General features: G+C 57.6%; 19 protein-coding genes. 5 read left to right on the top strand and 14 right to left on the bottom strand.

Annotated elements, in window-relative coordinates:
* Positions 1-121 precede the first annotated feature (121 nt).
* The 7 genes from LUQ43_RS08065 to LUQ43_RS08095 all read right to left on the bottom strand — a co-directional run bounded on the left by LUQ43_RS08065 (position 122) and on the right by LUQ43_RS08095 (position 9,064).
* A complete protein-coding gene (locus tag LUQ43_RS08065) occupies positions 122-871 on the bottom strand; it encodes a lycopene cyclase domain-containing protein (RefSeq protein WP_299966088.1) in 750 nt (249 codons plus the stop codon).
* A 530-nt stretch (positions 872-1,401) separates the two neighbouring features.
* Positions 1,402-2,676: a hypothetical protein gene (locus LUQ43_RS08070; protein ID WP_299966089.1), complete on the bottom strand. Its 1,275-nt coding sequence runs from the start codon at positions 2,674-2,676 to the stop codon at positions 1,402-1,404.
* 417 nt (positions 2,677-3,093) lie between these two features.
* Positions 3,094-5,160: an acetate--CoA ligase family protein gene (locus LUQ43_RS08075; RefSeq protein ID WP_299966090.1), complete on the bottom strand. Its 2,067-nt coding sequence runs from the start codon at positions 5,158-5,160 to the stop codon at positions 3,094-3,096.
* Positions 5,161-5,781: 621 nt separating this feature from the next.
* Complete coding sequence (locus LUQ43_RS08080) at positions 5,782-6,891, bottom strand: glutamate-cysteine ligase family protein (protein WP_299966091.1); 1,110 nt, start codon at positions 6,889-6,891, stop codon at positions 5,782-5,784.
* On the bottom strand, positions 6,875-7,384 hold the full coding sequence (locus LUQ43_RS08085) for a YkgJ family cysteine cluster protein (protein WP_299966092.1): 510 nt from the start codon (positions 7,382-7,384) through the stop codon (positions 6,875-6,877). The genes LUQ43_RS08080 and LUQ43_RS08085 overlap by 17 nt, the downstream gene beginning before the upstream one ends.
* 4 nt (positions 7,385-7,388) lie before the next feature.
* Complete coding sequence (locus LUQ43_RS08090; protein WP_299966095.1) at positions 7,389-8,261, bottom strand: ATP-grasp domain-containing protein; 873 nt, start codon at positions 8,259-8,261, stop codon at positions 7,389-7,391.
* The gene (locus LUQ43_RS08095; RefSeq protein WP_299966097.1) at positions 8,258-9,064 is read right to left on the bottom strand and encodes a RimK-like ATPgrasp N-terminal domain-containing protein; all 807 of its coding nucleotides are present in this window, start codon (positions 9,062-9,064) and stop codon (positions 8,258-8,260) included. The genes LUQ43_RS08090 and LUQ43_RS08095 overlap by 4 nt, the downstream gene beginning before the upstream one ends.
* A gap of 428 nt (positions 9,065-9,492) precedes the next feature.
* Here LUQ43_RS08095 and LUQ43_RS08100 point away from each other — a divergent pair, with 428 nt between their 5' ends.
* Together LUQ43_RS08100 and LUQ43_RS08105 are read left to right on the top strand one after the other, a co-directional pair.
* Positions 9,493-10,047 carry a CBS domain-containing protein gene (locus LUQ43_RS08100; protein WP_299966100.1) on the top strand — a complete coding sequence of 185 codons (555 nt, stop codon included), beginning with the start codon at positions 9,493-9,495 and terminating at the stop codon, positions 10,045-10,047.
* Positions 10,048-10,152: 105 nt separating this feature from the next.
* Positions 10,153-10,290, top strand: a complete 138-nt coding sequence (locus LUQ43_RS08105) for a hypothetical protein (RefSeq protein WP_299966102.1) — start codon at positions 10,153-10,155, stop codon at positions 10,288-10,290.
* A 30-nt stretch (positions 10,291-10,320) separates the two neighbouring features.
* On the opposite strand, the gene tpiA is transcribed toward LUQ43_RS08105, so the two are convergent.
* On the bottom strand, positions 10,321-10,989 hold the full coding sequence (tpiA, locus tag LUQ43_RS08110) for a triose-phosphate isomerase (protein ID WP_299966104.1): 669 nt from the start codon (positions 10,987-10,989) through the stop codon (positions 10,321-10,323).
* A gap of 300 nt (positions 10,990-11,289) precedes the next feature.
* Between tpiA and LUQ43_RS08115 the strand changes: the two genes are divergently transcribed.
* Positions 11,290-12,336 (top strand): hypothetical protein, encoded by a 1,047-nt coding sequence (locus LUQ43_RS08115; protein WP_299966106.1) that lies wholly within the window; start codon positions 11,290-11,292, stop codon positions 12,334-12,336.
* A gap of 92 nt (positions 12,337-12,428) precedes the next feature.
* Here LUQ43_RS08115 and LUQ43_RS08120 read toward each other — a convergent pair whose 3' ends face one another.
* Entirely contained in the window at positions 12,429-15,074 is a 2,646-nt protein-coding gene (locus LUQ43_RS08120; RefSeq protein ID WP_299966108.1) for a U32 family peptidase, read from the bottom strand.
* Complete coding sequence (locus tag LUQ43_RS08125) at positions 15,071-15,619, bottom strand: small multi-drug export protein (protein WP_299966111.1); 549 nt, start codon at positions 15,617-15,619, stop codon at positions 15,071-15,073. Before LUQ43_RS08125 ends, LUQ43_RS08120 begins: the two co-directional genes overlap by 4 nt.
* Positions 15,620-15,746: 127 nt before the next feature.
* Here LUQ43_RS08125 and LUQ43_RS08130 point away from each other — a divergent pair, with 127 nt between their 5' ends.
* Complete coding sequence (locus LUQ43_RS08130) at positions 15,747-16,379, top strand: type I 3-dehydroquinate dehydratase (protein ID WP_299966113.1); 633 nt, start codon at positions 15,747-15,749, stop codon at positions 16,377-16,379.
* 113 nt (positions 16,380-16,492) lie between these two features.
* A complete protein-coding gene (locus LUQ43_RS08135; protein ID WP_299966116.1) occupies positions 16,493-16,984 on the top strand; it encodes a hypothetical protein in 492 nt (163 codons plus the stop codon).
* A gap of 750 nt (positions 16,985-17,734) precedes the next feature.
* Here the strand turns inward: LUQ43_RS08135 and aroC are convergent.
* The 4 genes from aroC to LUQ43_RS08155 all read right to left on the bottom strand — a co-directional run.
* Positions 17,735-18,724, bottom strand: coding sequence for a chorismate synthase (gene aroC, locus LUQ43_RS08140; protein WP_299966118.1), 990 nt, complete (start codon positions 18,722-18,724; stop codon positions 17,735-17,737).
* Entirely contained in the window at positions 18,721-20,166 is a 1,446-nt protein-coding gene (aroE, locus tag LUQ43_RS08145) for a shikimate dehydrogenase (RefSeq protein WP_299966121.1), read from the bottom strand. The genes aroC and aroE overlap by 4 nt, the downstream gene beginning before the upstream one ends.
* On the bottom strand, positions 20,109-21,374 hold the full coding sequence (gene aroA, locus LUQ43_RS08150) for a 3-phosphoshikimate 1-carboxyvinyltransferase (RefSeq protein WP_299966124.1): 1,266 nt from the start codon (positions 21,372-21,374) through the stop codon (positions 20,109-20,111). Before aroA ends, aroE begins: the two co-directional genes overlap by 58 nt.
* The coding region (locus LUQ43_RS08155; protein ID WP_299966126.1) for a prephenate dehydratase domain-containing protein at positions 21,371-22,042 on the bottom strand (672 nt) is incomplete at its 5' end. The genes aroA and LUQ43_RS08155, both read right to left, overlap by 4 nt.

Raw genomic sequence — 22,042 nt, forward strand, 5'->3', positions numbered from 1 at the left:
CAGGGTGTTCCGGACGGATACGTTTTTGGCCGGTGCGGCAGCCTGCCCGGATCAGATTGTCGGGCTCTGCCGTTGACCGCACGGCGGGATTCCCCACCGGCACCGCGTCCCTCCCGCGCCCTCATGCGTTTCCGGGGCCGGCCCGATCGGATACAGAAGTACCCGATATCCCGAAGCCGAAAAGGAACTTGTAGGCTGTTGCCGCCACGGCGCCATACAGGAAGCCGAATATAACTTCTTCTATCGGGAGATTGAACAGGAAGATTCCGCTCAGTGCGGGAATATTCCACGAAGAGATGAAACCGGGAACAATGAGGAAGGCAATCGAAAGGTAGACAGAATAAACGACTGAGAAAAGAATGGCGCCGGCAGCCAGAGTGCGGAGCAGGTCGGGGCGGAAGACCAGGACGGTTCCTGTCATGGAGATGAACAGAAGAAACGTGGTCCAGATGATGAGCCTTGGGGCCAGGAATGTCGCGATCGCAAACAGGATCAATGGAACCGGAAGGACAAACGGGAAATGTTTCCGATACTGTCGGGATTCGACCGGAACGATTTTTTTCGACAGGATTGCATAGGGCAGCGTGACGGCGATTCCGCTGAACCCGAAGTTGAACAGGAAGGACTCAACATCGAGTCCCAGCCAGGAGTTGAGGCCGGAGAGGGATTCGGGAGACCAGTAAATCCCGATATTGAGCGGCTCAAAAAAACCCCCGGCGAGAAAGAGCAGGCTGGTGACCAGCATCTCCCGGCGGCGTTCACGGTCCCGGGTCAGCCGGTACGTGAAAGCCCATACGGCACACCCGATGAGAGAGGATGAGGTAATACAGCATGGCCGCTCCGCATTTCCCGACAGGTTCTCTTTTTCCACTCAGTCGTGATAAAATCATGGTTGGATACCGGTTGTATTTACGGCCGGGGGATCGATCGATGACAGATAACCGGGCGCGATGATTCTTACGATTGCTAAAATACGATGCGGACCCGGATCCCGGAGCGGAAGGATCGAACGGTTTGTCAGGCCTGTGACCCCGGAGAACACGGGCCAGGAAAAACAATTGAAGAGACACCCGGATTTTCTTATCCAGGAGCGAGATGATGGTCAATATGTACCGGATCGCAATGGTTCCGGAAGATGTCTTAATATCCGGCTGGCGTTTTTACCCTTTAGTGACCATATCCGGCACCCACTGCCTGTTGAGATAGGTGTTTCCTTAGTTCGGGATCAAATTTCATGAAGTACTTGGGTCCATGAACCTGATTGGAATCAGATTCCCCGACGCTACATGCTGTGTCCGTGACACGCATTTTTTTCTGCAGTTACCTCCGAACCGGACGTTCAAAAGAATGCCCCGGACATTGTTAAGAATCCCGGCTGTTATGCATAAATAACCGGTCGGCTCATCGTTTCCGGGTATTCCCGATCCAGAAAACCAGGACTGTACAACCGATTACCGGCACGACAACCGTGACCGGCGCCGGGTGCGTGGTGGCAGATGAGGGAAGAGTATCCCCGGGGCTCGTCTGGTTTCCGGTTTGCGGGGTTAGCGAGGGGAGAATTGGCACCCGGGTCTCTTCCGGTATATCGATGATGAACAGGTGAAGGTATCCCTCCTCCCTCGTTTTATCGTCATTATCCGCGCAATAGAGAATCCTGTTCCCGTCCAGATCGAGGAGCCATGGACTTGATGCGGTGACATTAAGGTGTTCACGGGTTCCCGACTGCAGATCGTACACTTCGATCCACTTGGATGGCTCATCCCGTTGGTCCAATGCCGAATACTCAGTCCATGCAATCACATTCCCGGCAATGAGCGGCCCATATGACACTGAAAGCTGGTCGCTGATACGGGTCTCAGTTCCCGTAGTCATGTTGTGCATGTATATGGCAGGTCCGCCCTCACGGGAATCCTGCCATACCACGGTATTTCCGGAAATATCTGGTCTTGACTGAAGTCCGCGGGCCGTGCATACCGGTTTTTCCGTCCCGGTCTCAAGATCGGACAGATAAATATCCCCGGCGCCTGATCCGTCCCGCTTATCGGTCCAGACGACAGTTGTGCCGGAGATCCGCGGGTCGACCTGGTCACCCTTTGCGGTGCAGACCTCTCTTTGTTCTCCCGTGGTAAGATTCTGGATAACGATATCGTAGTCATACCCCTTGGTATAGGGTTTCTTCTTGGACCAGACAATCCGGTCACCGTCAAGAGACGGATAGTAGTTTTCCCGGGCCTCATCAAGGGAGTCGAATGAGCCGTCATGCGTGAGCGGGTATTCCTTTCCTTCAGAGATATTGAACAGGAAAATATTGTTGGCGCCCAGTTCGGTATAGGCTACAAGATCCCGCGACAGGGATAACGGGGGAAAAAGGGTCCCCTTGTGGGCAGCATCCGGCGCCCGGGCGATCGCCCGGGTTGTACCGGTTGTGATATTCAGCAGGTAAATCGTCTCCGTCCATACCGGTTGATCGACCTTTCGTTCGGACCAGATGTTCTTCCACACGACCCTGTCCTGGTCAAGGACAAAAAAATTGGAAAACTCGTAATATCCATCGGAATTTTCATTCAGGGTGATATTTGGTGACCAGATGATGGTATCCCTGCCGGTTAGTGCTGCCGCCTGGCCGGAACACAGGAGGAGGAAGCAGATGAGTGCTGCCGACAGTATTGCGGCCATTCTTCCGTGTACGGTGACACACGGTGCTGCGCAGGTCTGTACAGATCTGCCAGCATGTCCGGTCCCCGGGGAATACATCATGAAAATGTCCGGGTCCGGAACCCCCATAGTATTGCCGGAGCCGGTCATCTCCAGGGAATTGCAGGATTGTCCCAGTTGTATTATTCCCTTCTGCATTGGTGCATTCACTACAAGAAAAATCATGATAATGTATTATGGTTTAATCTTTCTGTGACAGAATTTTACCAAATAGGTTAATACGGTTATTTTCCAAGAATAAACAGATGCATCCGGCCACTGCCCTGTTCCGGAAACTGAAAACCGCGGCAGAAAAAACAGAGTTCAGAAAGAGGATTGGAAAATTCCTCAGAGGTTTCGCAAACGAACTACCACTCATAACGGTAACGTATCCCCACGCTACCCGTGCCGGCACTCCGGCATCTCCGAGCTGCACTTGTGCTTGCAGATATTCCCGACTGCCCGGAATGCATCTTCGAGATCCGGGAAATTGGGGATCTGGGAATCGCGGAGGATCCGGAGCGGGGTCTTCATGCTGTCCCCGCCGATCATGCATCCCACGATCATCTTGTGGGTGTGCTTCGAGAACCGGACGATCTCGTTTGCCACCCGGATCGGGTCCGAGATGGCGGAGGGAACGGCGACGACAAATGCGATGTCCCAGAGATCCTGGTGGTTGATCATGATATCGAAGGTGAGGGCGAACCGGTCGGCACTGGAGTCCCCGACCATGTCGATGGGATTCTCGCGGCTCCAGTTTGCCGGCAGCACGGCATCGAGTTCGGCAATGAGTTCGCTTGAAAATGCAACCATGCCGATGCCGAACCGCTCCGCATAATCCGATGAGAGGACCGCAAACCCCCCGGCATTGGTGATGACGATGGCCCGGGTTCCCCGCGGGTATCCTTCCGAAGCAAGGAGTTCTGCTGCCTGGAAGGCTTCACGGATGGAACGGGCCGGGATGACCCCGGCCTGCCGGAACGCGGCCATGTAGACGTCAAAACTTCCGGCCAGCGATCCCGTGTGGGACGAGGCAGCCTTCTGCCCGACCAGGGAGGAGCCGGATTTTATCGCAACCACCGGCTTTGTCAGCGACACCCTCCGCACGATCTCCATGAACCGGTGCCCGAACCGGATCTGCTCGATATAGAGGATGATGGCGCGGGTCTCGGGATCTTCTCCGGCATACCGGATGAAATCCTCGAACGACAGGTCGAGCTGGTTGCCGACACTGATCACCTCCGAGAACCCGATCTCTTCCGGAAGACTCCAGTCCACGATGGTGGTGATGAGGGCGCCGCTCTGCGAGATGAAGGCGATCCTGCCGGGTTTCGGGGAGACGGGATCAAACGTGGTATTGATGCCCTGGTGCGGGAGCATCATCCCGAGGCAGTTCGGCCCCATGATCCGCATGTCATACCGTTGTGCAATGGCGAGGATCTCCTCTTCAAGCCCGGCACCCCCGCTCCCGCCCTCCCGGAAGCCGGAGGATATGATGATGGAGAGCGGGATCTTCTTCTGCCCCGCCTCTTCGATCACCTTGGGAACGCCCGGTGCCGGGATCGCGATAACGGCAAGGTCGATATGTTCCGGCACGGATGCAAGGTCGGGATATGCCGTACGCCCGAGGATCATGGCTGCCTTGGGATTGATCGGGTAGAGTGCGCCGGGGAACGTGAGCAGGTTCCGGCAGATCGCGTATCCTACCTTGTTGGGATCCTGCGATGCCCCGACAACCGCGATGGACCGGATGCTGAGGAGACCCCGGGGCATCTCGCATGCCGGGGCACCGGGCGCGGCGGCAGGTGCATCGTCACGGTAGAACCGTGCATCGACCGCACACCCCCCGCTCCCGTACAGGATCAGGGGATTGATATCGAACTCCGTGATGCCGGCCTCAGACCCGAAGAGGTCTGCGGCAGCAGCAATGATCTTCACGAGCGCCGCCTCGTCCCGGGCAGGCTCGTTCCGGTAACCGGCGATCAGCCGGTAACCTTTCAGCTCGTGGATCATGGTGCGGATCTGGGACTCGTCAACGGGAAGCACGCGGATAGACACATCGCGTAACAGCTCCACCATCGTTCCCCCGAGGCCGATGGTCAGCACCCTGCCGAACGTGGGATCGGTCTTTCCCCCGATGATCAGTTCAAGCCCCGGGGCCAGCTGCTGCTCGACCATGATGCCGGTGATCGCAGCACCGGGAAATTTCGCCAGGGCGCTGTGGGTGATCCGGTCGAATGCAGATAGCACTTCTGCGGCAGAACCGATACCGATGATAACTCCGCCCGCATCGCTCTTGTGCACAATATCGGGCGAGATCACTTTCATGACTACCGGGTACCCGATGGTATCAGCGGCACGGACCGCTTCATCCGGGGTTGCAGCAACAATAGAGCGCGGTACGGGAATGGCATGGGCTGCCAGCAGTGCGTACCCTTCGGATTCCGGAAGTAATGTCCGTGTCATCGTAAACGGTCCTGAAATAGAATGGTACGGAACCGTTCTTAATGCTGATCGTCAAAAACTGGGTCCTGTCGACATCGTTTGATCAGGCACATGACGTTCTTTTTAGCGCGTGTCACATCAGCGTGCGCATCCCCCGGTTGCGATGCCCCGGAATTGCCTGCTCACAATCGGGAGAATTTTACCCGGTAATTTCGGGGCATTACTCATTGTACACCGTCCACCGTGGGACTGGTGGCGCAGGAGCGGGGTGATCTTAGTTTCCGAACCCGGTAAACGATGGAAAACAGTGTAAGTGATTGTGTAACATCCACTAAAAGTCGATAAACCTGAAACAAAATTTTCATTACCGCTTTTGGGGGCTCCGGCAAGTCCCCGCCCCCGCCGCTCGGGTATCCCCCGGTTGCGATAGTGCCGTAGTGTGCCGCCAATTAAGGTAATGCCGGGGCATCGCAATGCTTCCTGTCCCCCTCGGGGGACTGACTGCGCAAGAGGGGGGCTGTATTTTTTATGTTCTCCGGAGCGCAAATCCAAAAAAACCTGAATTGGCTCAATACTAACCATGGGTTAGGGGTGAACTTTGCCTAATCACCAAAGGGTAACCGTTGACGGGTAACAATCCCGTTACAACCCGTACGAACGGTTTGTTCTCAGGCAGTCAGCCATATCGTTCAACACGGAGGTGATCGGCTCTCCCTGGGAGATCCTGCGGGTCATCCGCTCCGCAAGACTGCCCTGTGCGATCCGGTCTTTGATAACCGGGAGATACTGGCGCTCGTCAGCGGTTGCTTTCTGCCACGCGGCATCGTACAACTGCCCGAGTTCCGCCTTCAAACCCGCAGTACCGTGCTGGATCGCGTCCTCCGCCAGATCCACCAGCGCAGTATGGTCGCTCTCCACCGGCAGGGCACGGCAGCGCAGGAGCGACCGGACAAATGCACAGACTGCCATATCGGACCGGATCGACTCCTGCTCGTCCAGCGCCTTGATCTCAAGGCACTTGCGCGAGAACCGGATGATGACGCCGCCGGAATCCACCCATTCTTCGCAGAGGATGTCCGCTCCCAGGGAGCGGAGCTCCGAGAAGATCTGCTCATGGCGGGCATGGTAATCCGCAACCGACCGGATCTTTGCCGGTATGATCCCGTTGCAGATCTGCGGGATCTCCTTCTGGTTCTCACGGTAATAGACGAGCCGGTTGTCGCAGGTGCCGGTCAGTCTTCCCTCAACGAGCGGGGATGATGCGGTCACGGCGATGAGATACGGGAGCAGGGTGCGGAGCTTGTTGTACGTGCCGACGAGATTCCTGCTGTTCCCGTACGAGAGATTGACCTGGAGTGCCTGGATGTTCAGCCATCCGTGCTGGCGGATGTTGAAGAGCCGGTCATAGACATCGTAATACTCCCCCTCGTCGTGGTCCCAGACCGGTATCTCGTCGATGCGGGCAAGCGGGTGCATGCCGAGGCCAAGGAGCTGGTACCGGCCGGAAAAGACATGGTTGAATTTGGCCATTCCCTTTGTCAGCTGCGCTTCCAGCGGCGCAAGATCCGCAGATGGCGAGCGCGGGACCATCTCAAGAACGGTCTTCTGGAGTTCCTTTCCCAGCAGCACGTCGCCAAAGAGGATCTCGCTCTCGAACCGCCCGCAGATCTCCCTGAGGATGAGATCCGAGACCGGGAGTGCATGGAACTCCCCGTCATTGATGGAGTATTCGTGTTCAGTGCCGGTGGTCATGCGGTTTCAGGTATACCCGCGGGATCTCCGCTACCTTCTCGGTCTCCGGCTCGTCAATCCGGCAGATGACGGCAAGTTCCTCTTCGGTCAGGTGCGCGACAAGCCAGGTGATATTCTGTACTGCCTGGATATACTGCTGGTTGTACGCCTCCGGTGTTTCCTTTAAAAGCCGGACGATCGGGCAGATGCTCTCAAATTTCAAGAAGATCTCGATCACATCGCCTTTCACATCGAACGTGAAGGGGCCGGCCCGGCAGGTCTCGGGTTTGATCCCGTGAATGGTGCATTTCCCGCCCTTGCTGAGCATACAGGTCCCGTCGTCGTGCGACCGGATATAGCGGTATCCGTTCTGTTCAAATGCACTCTTTTTCACACCTTCTCCAAGCAGTCTCTGGTAACAGTTCTCGGAGATCGGGGGGTGGGCGCCATCGCAACAATGTCCGCCGCAGGTAAAGCAGATGTCCTCTGCTTTGAGTAGCCAGTTTTCCGTCATGGTATCACGCAGTAATCAGGTGGTCAACGATCTGTTCGAAGACACGGGGATAACAGTCATCCTCCCCGCTCTCTATCGAGGGGTTATCATTCACTTCAATCACGTATGCATCGCCATTGGTATTCTTGATATCAACGCCATAGAGGCCCCGGCCGATCGCGTTCCCGGCCTCGATGCCGAGCCGGACAACCTGCGGCGGCACTTCCTTCTCCGGAACGCTTTCGACCCCGCAATAGACAATGTGCCCGTTGACGGATGCCTGTATCTTGAACGTGACCGAGGGAATGGTATACTTGCAGACGTACAGGAGCCTGCCGTTGAGGACGCCGACCCGCCAGTCGTACTTGCTCTCGACATACTGCTGGACCACGATCCAGTCCGAGAGCTTGATGAAGCGCTGTGCCACATGGAAGAACCCGGCAATGTCGGTCACTTTCTCCACCCGGAGCGAGAATGATGTCGATGGCTCCTTGACGATAAGCGGGGTACCCAGTTCATCGAACAGGTTCGTAACCCGCTCAACGGTCAGGTCATGTTTTGACAGGAAGACGGTCTTGGGGAGCGAGACCTGTTTTTTGATCAGGTGCGAGTACATGTTGATCTTGTCCGAGCAGATCCGGATGGACTCCGGGTCGTCAAGGACCGGTATGCCGTGGAGGCGTGCCATGCGGGCAGCCACATACGTGACATTCATCGGATCCGTACGGGCGCGGATGAAGAGTGCATCCATCTTCGGTATCTTGGCGATATCGACCGGGAAGATGAAGTCAACTTCATGTCCCTTGTTCTCGGCCACGTCCCGGCACCGGATCAGGGCATTGAGCTGCTCCGAGTTCGAGAGCGTCTTCCGGTCAACGAAAATCCCCAGGCGGCTCATAGGTGTTCCTGCCCGGTGATATACCCGGAGAGGATGGATCGCTCCTCCGGGGACATCTGCGAATATTTCACGGGAGCAAGGGACGAGAGGAGAGAGCGGTTCCCGTACTTCACATAGACCATGGTGACAAGCGGGAGTCCGAAGAGGTTGTATACTCTCTCTGCGATATCCGCGGTATGGCTGCACTTCCTGGCAGTCTTGCCAAAGATGGCAATACAGGATCCGATCTCAAAGCCATCGTCAAGTTTCTGGTAACAGAAGGGGTATTTCCCCTTGTTGGTGATATGCTTGACAACCTCCTTTGACTGCTCGCTGTCATGGATAATTGAATATTCCGAAGCCGTGGCAAAATAATTCAGGCCATAGACCATTGACGGGAGCGGGGCATACCCCTGCGAGATCCCCCAGTCGCATACCGGAATACCGGCAAGATGCGCCCGTTCGAGGCAGACCGGGACGACATATGCATCGATCACGTCCGCGCTTGCAGGCTGTACCGGCTTTCCTTCCATCTCCGTCTTGAGGATCGAGTAATAGGTCTCAGTTTTGTACGCGTAATCCTCGCTGATGATCTGCCATGCATTGTTGTGCCAGATGGTGTAGAGCGCATCGCGTGAGATCACGCAGTCTTTCCGCCCGGAGATCCGGTGGTTCGTCTTCCTGAGGGAGGGCAGGGTATGCTGGTCCGTGCCATCTGCCAGGGTATCCGTCACTCCCCGGGCGAGTGCAGGAATGCTGAACCGGGGATCCGGGGATACTTTCCCGTTCCCGCCGGCACGGGCTTCACAGCACCGACTGTTCATGGGGCAACCAGCCCCTTGACGCCGTTGGTATGGCAGGGCACAGGTGCGACAGCGGGAAGAACCCTCACAGAACCGGAACTGTGTCGGAGAATATCGTATAACGTTACAAAAACAGAGGAGAACAGCCGTTGGTTCTCTTCATCATCATCGCTTTCCGGGACCTCTATCATAGAGAACACGAATCCAGTATCCTTTCACTGGATTACTAATACCAAGTTTACCAACCAGGCTTTAAAAAAATTGTGCACAGGGACCCGCAACGGGTCTGGCGATTCCGTTTGTCATAACCAGTGATAATAATGTTTTAGGCCGTCCAGTCCCCCAACCAGTTTCACGGGCAAATCCGGTGTGTCCGATACCGTCGATGGGATGGCGATGTTCTCCCGGGGAGAAGGTTGATATCGTTCTATGACCATCAGTAATCAGACATGCATATACCAACACCCGAAGAACTCCGTACCCGCCGCGAAGCGCTCGGCATGAGACAGACCGAGCTTGCAAGGCGCGCGGGGATCAGCCAGTCCATGGTGGCGCGGATTGAAGCGGGGAACGTGGATCCCCGGGTCAGTACCCTCAACAAGATCATTGTCGTGCTCAACAGCGCGGAGCCAAAGAAGATCCGTGCATCGCAGATCATGCACATCCCGGTCCTGTCGGTCCAGCCGCAGGATGCGATCAGCCGTGCTGTCGAGATCATCGAGAAGAACAATATCTCGCAGTTACCGGTCATCGAACGCGGTGTCCCGGTAGGGTGCATCTCTGAAGCGGTTATCGTCAAGGCAATCGAGCAGCAGCGGATGCACAAGACCCATCTCTTCTTTGTCCGGGATTTCATGGAACCGGGGTTCCCTACCGTGCCTCCTGACATGGATGTCGAGACGGTTGTCAATATCCTCCAGCAGAACCACGCTGTGCTCGTTGTTGAGGGACGACAGGTCTGCGGTGTCATCACCAAGCACGACCTGATCTCCCTCATCATGTGACATCAGGTTCCCGCATTCTTTTTCCTGTCTGCCCGAGGGTAACCGGTGATATTCTCCCGTTACACAAAAAAATTATTACTCATCTGTGAGTATGATTTAGAGATCGTGGCGTCTGGCTGCGACAGAGTGTTTTCCATGGCAGAAGAGAAAGAGACTACAGAGATCAGCAGTATGACGGTAATCGGGATCGGGGTTGTACTATTCGTTGTTATTGTGGCGCTCTGGTACCTGTTCCTGAAATAATCGTATAATTATCCCATTTTTTAAAAAGGTTCAGAGTTTTGAGACGAGATCGCGAAGCACTGCGGCCGGCTCTTTGGATTTTACCACGCTTGATGCCAGGAGTACTCCGTCCGTCCCGAGATCAACGGCGATCTTCACGCATTCCCCGGACTGGATCCCTGCCCCGGTGAGCACCTTCACCTTCGGGTTGACGGCATGGACTGCGGCAACGGATTTCCGGATGATCTCCGGGTTTGCCTTGGAGACCGAGACGCCGCTGCCGATCAGTTCCGGCGGCTCGATGGCAACATAATCCGGTGCAAGGGCTGCTGCCATGGCACTGGTGCTTTCGTTGTTGGAACAGATCACGGCAACGAGCTGGTGTGCCTTCAGGCCCCGCACCGAGGCTTCGATCTCGGCAATGGTCAGGCGCCGTTCCGAGTGGTTGACCAGGGATCCGGCTGCACCGGCGACCTTGATAGCATCGACCGTGATATGCCCGGTGTTCGCTCCCGGCTCGCAGCCGTCCACGTGCTGCGCATAGACCGGGATGGAAAAGTGGTGGCAGATCGGGTGGAGGTCGATATACCCGGGCGCAATGCCGATCGTAACGCCGCTCTCCTGCGCAACCAGCTGGGCTGCCTGCGCGATCAGGTGAGCCCGGTTGCCGGTGCCCTCTTTGTATGTCTTCAGGTTAACCAGAATCAGGGGTGATGTCATGCGAGTCTCTCCGTTCCTTTCACGTTAGCGTAATTACTCCTTTTAATTCAGGTATGATGAATATTTGGGAGCGTGGCCGGCAATAAATCAACCGAATCGGATGTGGGAATCCTGGTGAATACCTTGATGTAACCGGCGTTCCAAACTATAATGTATATATCGTTCAGGATTCCTGTTCTCCGGTTCTTGTAAGAATGAGGTGAATATATGCGTTTGTCAGTCTCCTTCTGGTGTTTGGCCATATTCGGTCTTCTGTTCATAGGTGGTGTGGCATCGGCTGCCGTACCAGGTGAGAAATGGGTGCAGACCACGGCGTCTGCCGGGTTTCCGGACCGTGCCGGCCACGCAGGTCTCGTGTACGATGACAAGATGTGGATCATCGGCGGATCCACGGACAGCGGGATTACCGCGCTCAATGATACCTGGTATTCCACGGACGGGATCCACTGGATCCAGGCCACACCCTCAGCAGCATTCCCGGCACGGTACGAGTTTTCGGCACTTGCCTATGACGGGAAGATGTGGGTGATCGGCGGGTATGACTGCAAAGCCCCGCTCAACGATGTCTGGTATTCCACGGACGGGATCAACTGGACTCAGACCCCCTCATCGGTCAGGTTCAACAAGCGCATGGCCTTTGCAACGGCTGTATTCAATAACCAGATGTGGGTGATCAGCGGATATGACGGGTATTTCGCATGGGGGGATGTCTGGAATTCCACGAATGGTGTCAACTGGACGCTGGCGAACGAGACCCCGGGATTCAACAGCCGTTCCGGTCTTACTGCTGCCGCATATGACAACCGGTTGTGGGTGATTGGCGGGAGCAAGGGACATACTGCGCTGAATGATGTCTGGTATTCGTATGATGGTGTGCAGTGGACAGAGGCCACCGCAGCGGCAGGATTTGCCCCCCGTGCCGGGCATGTAAGTCCGGTCTATGATAACAAGCTCTGGGTAATCGGGGGAACCGATCCGGACCGGACCATGAACGATACCTGGTATTCAACGGATGGGATCAACTGGACGGAGGCGACCCCATCTGCCGCGTTCCCCGCACGTTTCTCATTCCCCGGGCTGGTATATAATGACCGGATGTGGGTGATTGGCGGTGCATCAACGGCGCAGTCCACGGTGGGTAATGATACCTGGTATGCATCCGCAGATGAGATGGGATCGCGGTCAGGAATTGTTGATTCCGGATATTGGCTCTTTATCCTGGCTGTCGTGGTCATTCTTGCCGCGGTTGCCGCCTTCGTTCTCCTGAAAAAACGAAAAACAGAACAGGATAGTAATGCCTCTAAAAAAGACCTTAAAGACAGGCACCACCGGAACAAAAAGAAGTGAGCGGGAATCAGGCCGCTCACTGGCATCCTTTTTTAGAGAAGTTTGTTGTGAGTCCTCTGGTGAACTCACGCTATCCCGTAGGTATGCCCGGATTATTCCTTAAGCCCGCGCACGAAATGTCCCGTGGTGATCCCCCCAAGGGCGATCTGTTTTACCTGCTCTTTTAATTGCATAAGGGTCGTGTCCCGGGATCTGCCGGTTTCGGTCCCGGCAGCCTGGATTGCATCCCGGTAGATTGCCGTTATTTTTCCCGTGTACGCCGGAGGACGATTGCGGGCATCGATGGCTATGTCGGCAATTCCCATATCCCGGATTGTGGGGAGCATATCGATGAGGCAGAGTTCGGATGCATTGCCGATCCGGGTCCGGCAACTCCCGTCAGATCTGACCGGGAACATCCGGCCGGTCTCGTCGCATATGCCAAGGAAAGCAGGTCCGTGAAGGTCGTCATGCACCGCACGGTCCGGGTGGCAGTGCAGGGCCAGGCGGGGGATGCAGTCCTCGGTGATCATCGCCTCGCTGCATCCCTGGACAATAAGGGAGAGGACCGGCAGGTGCTCTTGCTGCCCGGTGAGCGAGGCAAGGATGCCGATCTCGTCCCGGGAGAGTTCCGGAGAGATGGTCAGGAGCGCGTATGATGGCGACTTCTGCCCCACCGCGCGATGGTTGAAGACCGATAGTCCTGATGAACCGTGCAGGGCAAGCGGGGGAATGGCCCGGCTGATCGCACAGGCAATACCATGATTCCCGGTCATGCAGGCAGCAAGCCCGTGTTCGTGAAGAAAAACCAGATCCGGCATCAGGAGTGCAAGTTCAGTGTCATGGGTGATACGGGGGATCTTCCAGACCAGATGTGCCCCGGCCTCCCGGCAGGTGTCCAGCGCCGCAAGGACCTGTGCACGAAGCGTCGGGACCGGGATATCGCACCCGCAGGTATGGTTCGGTGTCGCAATCAGCGGCTCAAAACAGATCGTGCCGGCACCGGCACCAACCGCTTCACGAATCCCCTCCAGCGAATCGGTGTAAACGGAGAGTGAAAGGGGTAACGCCGGTACCGGGCCGGCAGGCAGGGCTGCCATGGGGGGAGTGACCGGCTGTTCCTTCAGCCGGCAGCGCGCCGCTTCAACATCCGCAGCGGAAGGGCGGGATGCAGCATCCAGCCTCTCAAGGGCAATCCTGAAGAATTCCCGCCGCAGATCGTTCAGCAAGGAAACTGGGGCAAAGAGTTGTTCGTTATACTGGATCCTGCACCGGCGGACGGCAAACGGTGTTCCCCCGGTCTTCCGGAACTGCTCCTCCATCTGCTGCCGGGTGAGCGGGTGCGTACGTGCGGGTTCCAGCCTGCGATCGGGATGGAATGAGACCGGGATGAGCGTGCCATCCGGGCGGGCGATCTCACCCTCGAACCGGATCGAACCCTCCGGATCCACCGAGATATCCAGGTCTACCTGCAGGGAACGGAGCAGGTCCGGGAATGGTTTAGCCATGATCCGGTGTGCCCGGTTTTCGAGATCGCGGGAAGAGGTGATGAAGACGGATGCGCCGTCCGGCACCGGCGAGGGTACGATAAGAGCGTATCCATCCCGGGTTGGTTTGGGGGTGGTATTGAGCGCGAACCCGCAGCCGGACTCCGGGTTCTCCGGGGTTACAATGAACAACCCGTCACCGGTAACCGGAAGGACCGGCAGAACGGAACGGATGATGGCGGTGCTGGTATCCTGGTACGATTTTATCACGCGCCCGATCAGCAGGCCCCGGTTGTCGGGAGCATCGCGGCCCATCAGGGAATTGTACCGGTCGCCGAAGAGGTACCCTTGGGTGAATCCCCGGTTGAAGGCGAGGAGGAGATCGCGGATCACCTCTTCGGATGGTTTCCAGGTGCCCGCAGCAATGGCGTCGAGTGCCCGGCGATACGACGATACGACAATGGCAACGTATTCCGGGGATTTCATCCGCCCTTCGATCTTCAGCGACACAACCGGGGAGTTCACCAGTTCCGGCAGGTGCCGGTACGTAGAGAGATCCTTTGGGGAGAGGAGATACTTCCCGTTCGTGGGGATCTCTCTTAGGTGTCCGGGCCTGCCGTAGGCATCGGTCTCCCCGGTCACCAGCGTGTAAGGCTTCCGGCACGGCTGTGCGCACATGCCCCGGTTCCCGCTCCTTCCACCAATTACGGAGGAGAGGAGGCACTGGCCGGAGTAACTGTAGCAGAGGGCACCGTGGAGGAACACTTCGAGGCCGACACCGGTATCTTCTGTCTCGTCAGCGATCCGGGTCACTTCGTCAAGCATAAGCTCCCGCGCAAGCACAACCCGGGAGAACCCGTGCCCGTGCGCCCAGCGCACGCCATCCGCATTGTGGATGGTCAGCTGGGTCGAGGCATGGATGGTGAGATCGGGAAGGTATTCCCGTGCGAGCGCGGCAAGGCCGGTATCCTGGATGAGGACGGCATCAACACCGATGGACCAGAGCCATGCAAGGTACTCCATGACACCGGCCAGTTCCCGGTCATGGATGAGGGTGTTTACCGTAACGTACACGCGGATGCCCCGTGCGTGCGCATAGGTAACGGCTTCCTGGATCTCAATGTCCGAGAAGTTAGCGGCATATCTGCGTGCTCCAAAGCGTTTCCCGCTCAGGTAAACCGCATCAGCCCCGGCAGCAATGGCGGTGCGGAACGCTTCCGGCGACCCGGCCGGGGCAAGAAGTTCCGGGAGGGTGGTGCGTGATGTCATCATGACCCCCCCGCAGGGAAGATAACTGCCATAATTTCCGTTGTCGTGCAGATGAGCGCAACCGATGCACTGCAGAAGCCGGCAAGGATCAGGGCGATCGATCGTTTCCGGTCCCAGCCACATACCCATGCAATGGGCGGGCAGAGGTAAATCCCGAGAACCAGGACGGCAATTACCAGCCCGAAGATGCCGTAGTCCGAAAGGATGCGGGACTCCCCGGCACGCTTCCGCGACTGCTCAAGAAATGCATGTACCCGGGCAGACTGTTCCCCGGCCGTATCGAAGAGTTCGAACAGGGCGAGAATGACACCAAGGGCAATGCTGGTGAGGGCAAGGAATACATAGACCGGTGAAAGGCCCAGCGCTATTCCCACCGGCGCTGCACCGTATTCGATGAGCAGGGCTGAGCCGATGAGGGCGAAGACGGACGTGAGCGGGAGGGTGAAGAGCAGTGCGGCACCCACCGGGAGCACGACAACAAAGAGCAGGCATATCGCTACTGCACGGGTAATGCGGGGGAGAACAGGGGAAGAAACGGCGTCGGTCATTGAGTGATCTGATCTATTGCCCGATGCGGTTAAACAGGTATCTTCCGGGATCAGAGCCATTCCGGGAGAGGTGTTCAGTCAATGCAGGGCGTATCTTTTTTGTTGGTGCCATCAAAGATGAGGGTACATGAAGATTGTTGCTGCGCTCACCGATCCCACGCTTGCCGCACAGGCAGAGCGGCAGGGCGCCGAGATTATCGAACTCCGCGTTGACCTGTATGACGGGAACGTGCCCCGGCAGGTAAAAGATGCAAAGGCCGCATGTTCCCTGCCGGTGATTATCACGCTCCGCTCTGCACAGGAAGGCGGGCAGTTCTTCGGCTCCCCGGACGAATGGATGAAAAAAATCGAACCGCTTATCCCGTTTGCGGATTACATCGACGTGGAACGGTCCTTTGCGCAGCATGCCCCCGCGATCCGTGCGGCAGGTAAGAAGATCATCGCATCGCACCATGATGGCCGGATGGTGCCGCTCTACATCCTGTTTGTCATGGAACGCGAGCTCCGGGCCTACGGGGATATCCCGAAGATCATTGTCACCCCGGCAAATGATGAGGATCTCATCGAACTTCTCACGTTCACGCAGGCAGCGAACAAGCCGATCTGCACCGGTGTCATGGGATCGGAGTTCCGGCACGCACGGGCCATACTCCCGCTCTTCGGCTCGGAGTTTGTCTACTGCCATACCGGCGAGCCGACTGCTGCCGGGCAGTACTCGGTTGAGGAGTTCGTGCAGCTGAAGAAACTGTCTGGCCGCTGAAGCCCCGAACCGTTTCCCGTCTCCACCAGCCACGTTTCTGCACGGGTATCCGGGTCATCAGCATACCCGTCAAACGCAACTGTGAAATAATGACCACGGTCAAACGTTCATCCATGACCCGTCCGGTACTCATCATCATCTCGTTTGCGCTCATTGCATGCGCTTTTATTGCCGGTTGTACATCTGACTCCGGGACAACTCCCGTAACAACTGCTGTGCCAGCCACTGCTGCCGCCACCCCGACAGCTGCCCCGGTCACGGTTTCAGCCACGGCATCGGCGGTCGTGTCGGATGCGGGATCCATCGAAGCCATGCCCTCCGCCCAGACTGTGAACCTGGAACTGACCAAGGACCGCCCGACCTCGAAGATCTCGCTGCTGTACCAGGGCGGCGCCGGGGAAGTTTTTACCCAGAAGATCACGATGAGGGTGTACAGCTCGGATACTGAATACAAGGAATATGTCATGAGTGATGGCGCCAAGCCTATCCCCGGCAATGAGATCATTGCCATGGGAACGCGCAGCGGCGACCGGTGCGTGGTGTATGTCCAGTCCGCAGGCACCACGTACAAGGTCATTGACAAGAAAGTCTATGCAGATCTCTGATCTGAATTCCCTTTTTACTCCGGATACCCGGCGGAACCGGTGAAGACCTGCTCTTCAGAAAGGAACATGAACGGCTGTTCGCACTTGAACCATGACCGATATTGATGCCCTGGAGAAAATATTATTCTGAATTGTGTATCACCCCCTTTGCGCCATCCCTGCCCCCGGGAGGGCTGGAGCGCTGTCGATGCCTGTGAATTACCTGTACAGAAACGTTTGTTTTTCGCTCTGTTGAAATCATTCAGTAATCTCAAGCGCTATCAGGGCTGCGCCCCGCACGCTCGCGGCATCCCCGGATGCGATGACGACATATTACCCTATCTCTACAATAAAAATTTTCGGGCTTCAGGAATGACCGGTAATTGAGGCCGCCGCGGGGCGCCCGTCGGGGCGGCGGCAGTTATCCTTAAGGGGTATGGGGGCATCAGCCCCCATCTTGGCGAAAGAGAATTTCCCCAGGGCTAAATTTTATAAACCGGTAATATGGTGTCATCGCAATGCACCTCGTCCTCCATGGGAGACGCATTCTCGCAAGAGGAACAATCCAACAAAGGGAAAACTGAATTCACGAGAGCAAAAATTGGTGGATTAATAGCCATTCTCTGGAGTATCGTACTATGCCTCACCTCGCTTTGGGGACAACGTGATGCATAGGGACAGCGATCATATCTGCTGAAACCGGTTTTCACCAGAGCATGAACTATCCCAACATAAACCGGGTTGGAGAGATCCCCTCCCCCTGCCAGAACATTATTTCCGGTACTTTGCCTGTTCCAGCACCGCATCGATGAGCACCAGCGCGAGCATTGCCTCGGCCACCGGAATGATGCGGGGTACGATGCAGGGATCGTGCCGGCCTTTCACCGTGATCTCGGCATTGTTGCCCTGGATGTCGACCGTCTTCTGGGGTTTCGCAATGGATGGCGTTGGCTTCACCGCGATCCGTACGACAATCTCCTGCCCGGATGAGATCCCCCCAAGAATCCCCCCGGCATTGTTGCTCAGGAACCCGTCCCGGGTAATGGGATCATTGTTCTCGCTCCCGAACCGGCCGGCAACGGCAAACCCGGCCCCGATCTCTACCCCTTTCACGGCGCCGATTCCCATCATGGCGCCCGCGATCTGTGCGTCCAGCTTGGCAAAGACCGGGTCGCCAAGTCCGCAGGGACAGCCTGTTGCCACGATCTCGGCAATACCCCCCACGGAATCCCCGGCATTTTTCGCCGCAAGAATCTCGGACTCGATCGCGCCCTGTCCGGTCCTGCCATGGACGGAGAGGATCCGGCCATGGATCGTGATACGCTGTTCTTTCAGGAACTTCATCGCGATGGCACCAGCCGCCACGCGCCCGATCGTCTCGCGCCCTGAGCTGCGGCCCCCGCCACGGTAGTCGCGGATCCCGTACTTCTGCTGGTACGTGAAATCGGCATGGCCCGGCCGCATGAGCGTGCGGAGCTCGTTATAGTCCTGCGAACGGACATCCTCATTTCTTACCAGCATCGCGATCGGTGCACCGGTGGTTTTTCCTTCCATGATGCCGGACAGGATCTCGATTCTGTCCTTCTCGTTCCGGGGAGAGACCAGCGGGGAGGTGCCCGGGCGCCTGCGGTCGAGCGCTGGCTGGATATCGTTCTCGTTTACTGCAATGCCTGACGGACAGCCATCGACTACGACGCCGACAGCGGCACCGTGGCTCTCGCCGAACGTCGTGATCCGGAAATTCGTGCCAAACGTGTTCATGGGAGATACTTCCTGAGATCCTCTGCGGTGATGTCGATCCCGAACCAGAGGTAAAACTGTTCGCGGGCCTGTTCTACGAACATCCCGGTGCCGGTGATGGTTTTGCACCCCGTTGCCAGCGCCCGCTCGATGAGCGGGGTGATAGGCGGCGTGTACACGAGGTCAAAGACGGTGAGATCCGGATACAGCTGATCTTCTGCAAGCGGGCTCCGGGTATCCGGTTCCATGCCCAGCGGGGTTGCGTTCACGACCAGATCCGGGTGGATATGGTCAAAGGCATCCCACGCAGCCCACCGGCATCCCGACCGCTGTGCAAGAGCCCTGGCATTCGCGGGTGTCCGGTTCAGGATCGTCACGTCCATGTCAAGGTCCATGAGGGCATAGGCTGCGGCGGATGCAACCCCGCCGGCCCCGAGCAGCACGGCCTTTGCGCCTTTCAGGTGGACAAGGGGCTTGCGGACGCCCAGCCAGTCCGTGTTGTACCCGATCGCGGCACCGCAGGCAAAGACCACCGTGTTCACGGCCCCGATCTGCTGTGCCGCATGCTCGTCCACCTCATCGAGAAACTGCATCACGTCCTGCTTGAACGGGATGGTGACCGAGAGGCCCTTGACGTCCATGGCTTTTGCAACCTGCATGATCCTGCCGATGTCCGGGTCCTCGAAGAAGGTGTAGTAGTTGTTGAGATGGAAATCGGTAAAGAGCCGGTTGAAGAGGCCGGGGCCCCTGCTGTGGGCGCACGGGTATCCTGCGACACCGAGTATGCGGATCTTTGGGTCGGCCGGGGGAGTGTTCAGGATCTGCTCAAGCCGCTGCAGCACCGGGGCAGGGAGCCTCCCGCCCCGGAAGAATGCGAGCCCGTCAGCCCGGGCTGCCGCGGAGGGAATCCCGTTTTTGAGCATGCTCATGATCTTCTCCGCGGCTGCGACGGGTGTCGTCCCGCTCGTGTCCATGCAGAAATCCGACGATGCATGATAGTGCTGCCGGCGCCGGTCCAGCATCTCTGCTATCTCCTCGTGTAGCGGCAGGTTTGTCAGCGGCGGGCGGGGCGAGCGGGCGATACGCTGTTCGATGGTGTCGATATCCGATGTGAGGAGGACGACTACGCTGTCTTTCCTGAGGCTTACCATGTTGGCCGGGTCAACGACCGCGCCCCCTCCGGTGCTGATAATGGCATCCGCTGCCGGCAGGGTGGCTATCACGTTGCGCTCGATATCGCGGAACCTCTCCTCGCCATCCTCATGGAAGATGTCGGGAATGGAGCGGCCGGTCTTCTGCTCGATGAGCGAATCCGAGTCCAGGAACGGCACGGCATATGCCAGCGCAAGGATCTTTCCGATCTCGGTCTTGCCGGTTCCCCGGTACCCTGTCAGGACAATCCTCTTCACGGCATGACACCCTTCAGGCAGTCCCAGAATCCCGGGAACGACTTGTTCACGCATGCTGCATCCGTTATCGTGATCCCTCCAATGCCCAGACCCAGCACGGCAAAACTCATCGCGGTGCGGTGATCATTGCCTGAGTCCAGGGTGCCGCCATGCAGGGGGGCAGGGCGGATGGTGATGGCATCGCCGCCAACGGTTACGTCCCCGCCCAGCGCCAGAAGGCGATCTGCTGTTCCATTGATACGGTCGCTCTCCTTGAACTTTAAATGACTGATTCCTGTTATCGTGGTAGGCGAATTGCAGGTTGCGGCAACCATGCAGAGGGTCTGGACCGTATCGGGAGAGGACCGCATGTCAAACGTGATGCCCTGGAGTTCCCCGGTCCGCTCAACGGTTACTGAGGTATCGTTGCAGGTGACCCTGCATCCCATTTCGCGGAGCGCGTTCTGGAACCTGCGGTCGCCCTGCACCGATCCCGGCGCAAGGTTCTTTACCGTGACCCTCCCGCCGCAGATTGCTGCAAGGGCAAAGAAGTAGGAGGCGGACGAATAGTCGCCTTCGACAGCATACTCCCTGCCCGTGTAATGATGACGGGTGCTGACCGTGAATTTTTCATATCCTTCACGTTCAGCCCGTGCCCCGAACGCGTGCATCACATCGAGCGTGATGTCGAGGTAGGATGCGGAAGCGGCAGGTTTCGGAAGCGTTACTTCGATCTCCCGTTTGGCATAGGGTGCTGCGATCAGGATCGATGAGATGAACTGGCTGCTGATCGAGCCGTCCATGGTCACCGGACCCCCTTCAAGGTGACCGTTCACTTCCAGCGGAGGATACCCGTCCTGGTTCAGGAAACGGACCGATCCTCCCAGCGGAATGAGTGCATCGGCAAGGGGGCCGATGGGCCGCTCCTGCATGCGGGCGCTCCCGGTGAGGGTGACCGGGTGCTGGCAGAGGAGCGCAAGCGAGGTGAGGAGGCGCAGGCTCGTACCGGAGTTGTCAAGATCCAGGGTGGTTTCCCTGACGGTGGGAAATGCACCATTGCATCCTTCAATCGTGATGCGGTCGCAGTCCCATACTGCCGTGACGCCAAGGGCGCGGAGTGCCGCGAGCGTGAGCCGGGTATCCTGTGCATCGAGCGGGTTCCGGATGGTTGTCCGCCCGGAGGCGAGCGCCCCGGCGATCATGGCGCGGTGCGTGTAACTTTTGGATGGGGGCGCCGCCACATGCATGTCAACACTGCCGATCTTCGGGAGCGTGACATTCATTCCGGCACCTCGATCTTCCGGTAACAGCCGAGCTCCTTGATCTCCGTGATCTTCCGGAGTTCGCAAAGCGCCTCGGCAGTCTTTTTTGTCCACCCGAGATCCAGGAAGAAGACATAGTTCCCGATCCCGCGTTTCGATGGCCGCGATTCGATCCGCGAGAGGTTGATCCCCCGTGAGGCAAATACTTCGAGGAGATCGTGGAGCAGCCCGGCCCGGTCGGTGCTCGGGTCGATAAGGAGGCTGCACTTCTCCGGTGTTTTGTCATGGGCGGGCTTCCTGGAGATGCGCACGAACCGCGTCATGTTGAACGCGCTGTTCTCTGTGTCCCGGACAATGACCGGCATATGGTAGATCTCCGCAGCCGTGGTCGAGAGGATGGCGCCGGCATTGGGCGTCTTCTTTGCCTCGAGGGCGCTCGATGCATTGCTGCTCGTGTGGATGACCGGGATCCCCCACTGCTCGATTTTGTCGCTGCACTGTTCGTGGGTCTGGGGATGGGCGTAGATGACGCGGATCGCTTCGAGCGGCACGAGCGAGGCAAGGTTGTGGTGGATGGGCATGTACATCTCGGCTGTGATGGAGAGCGGGAACCGGGTGAGGCCGTCAAGGGTCTCGCCAACGCTTCCTGCTTCGGAGTTTTCCATGGGCACGATGCCGTCGCCCTCTCC

The organism is Methanoregula sp. (assembly GCF_028679125.1).
Classification (GTDB): Archaea; Halobacteriota; Methanomicrobia; order Methanomicrobiales; family Methanospirillaceae; genus Methanoregula.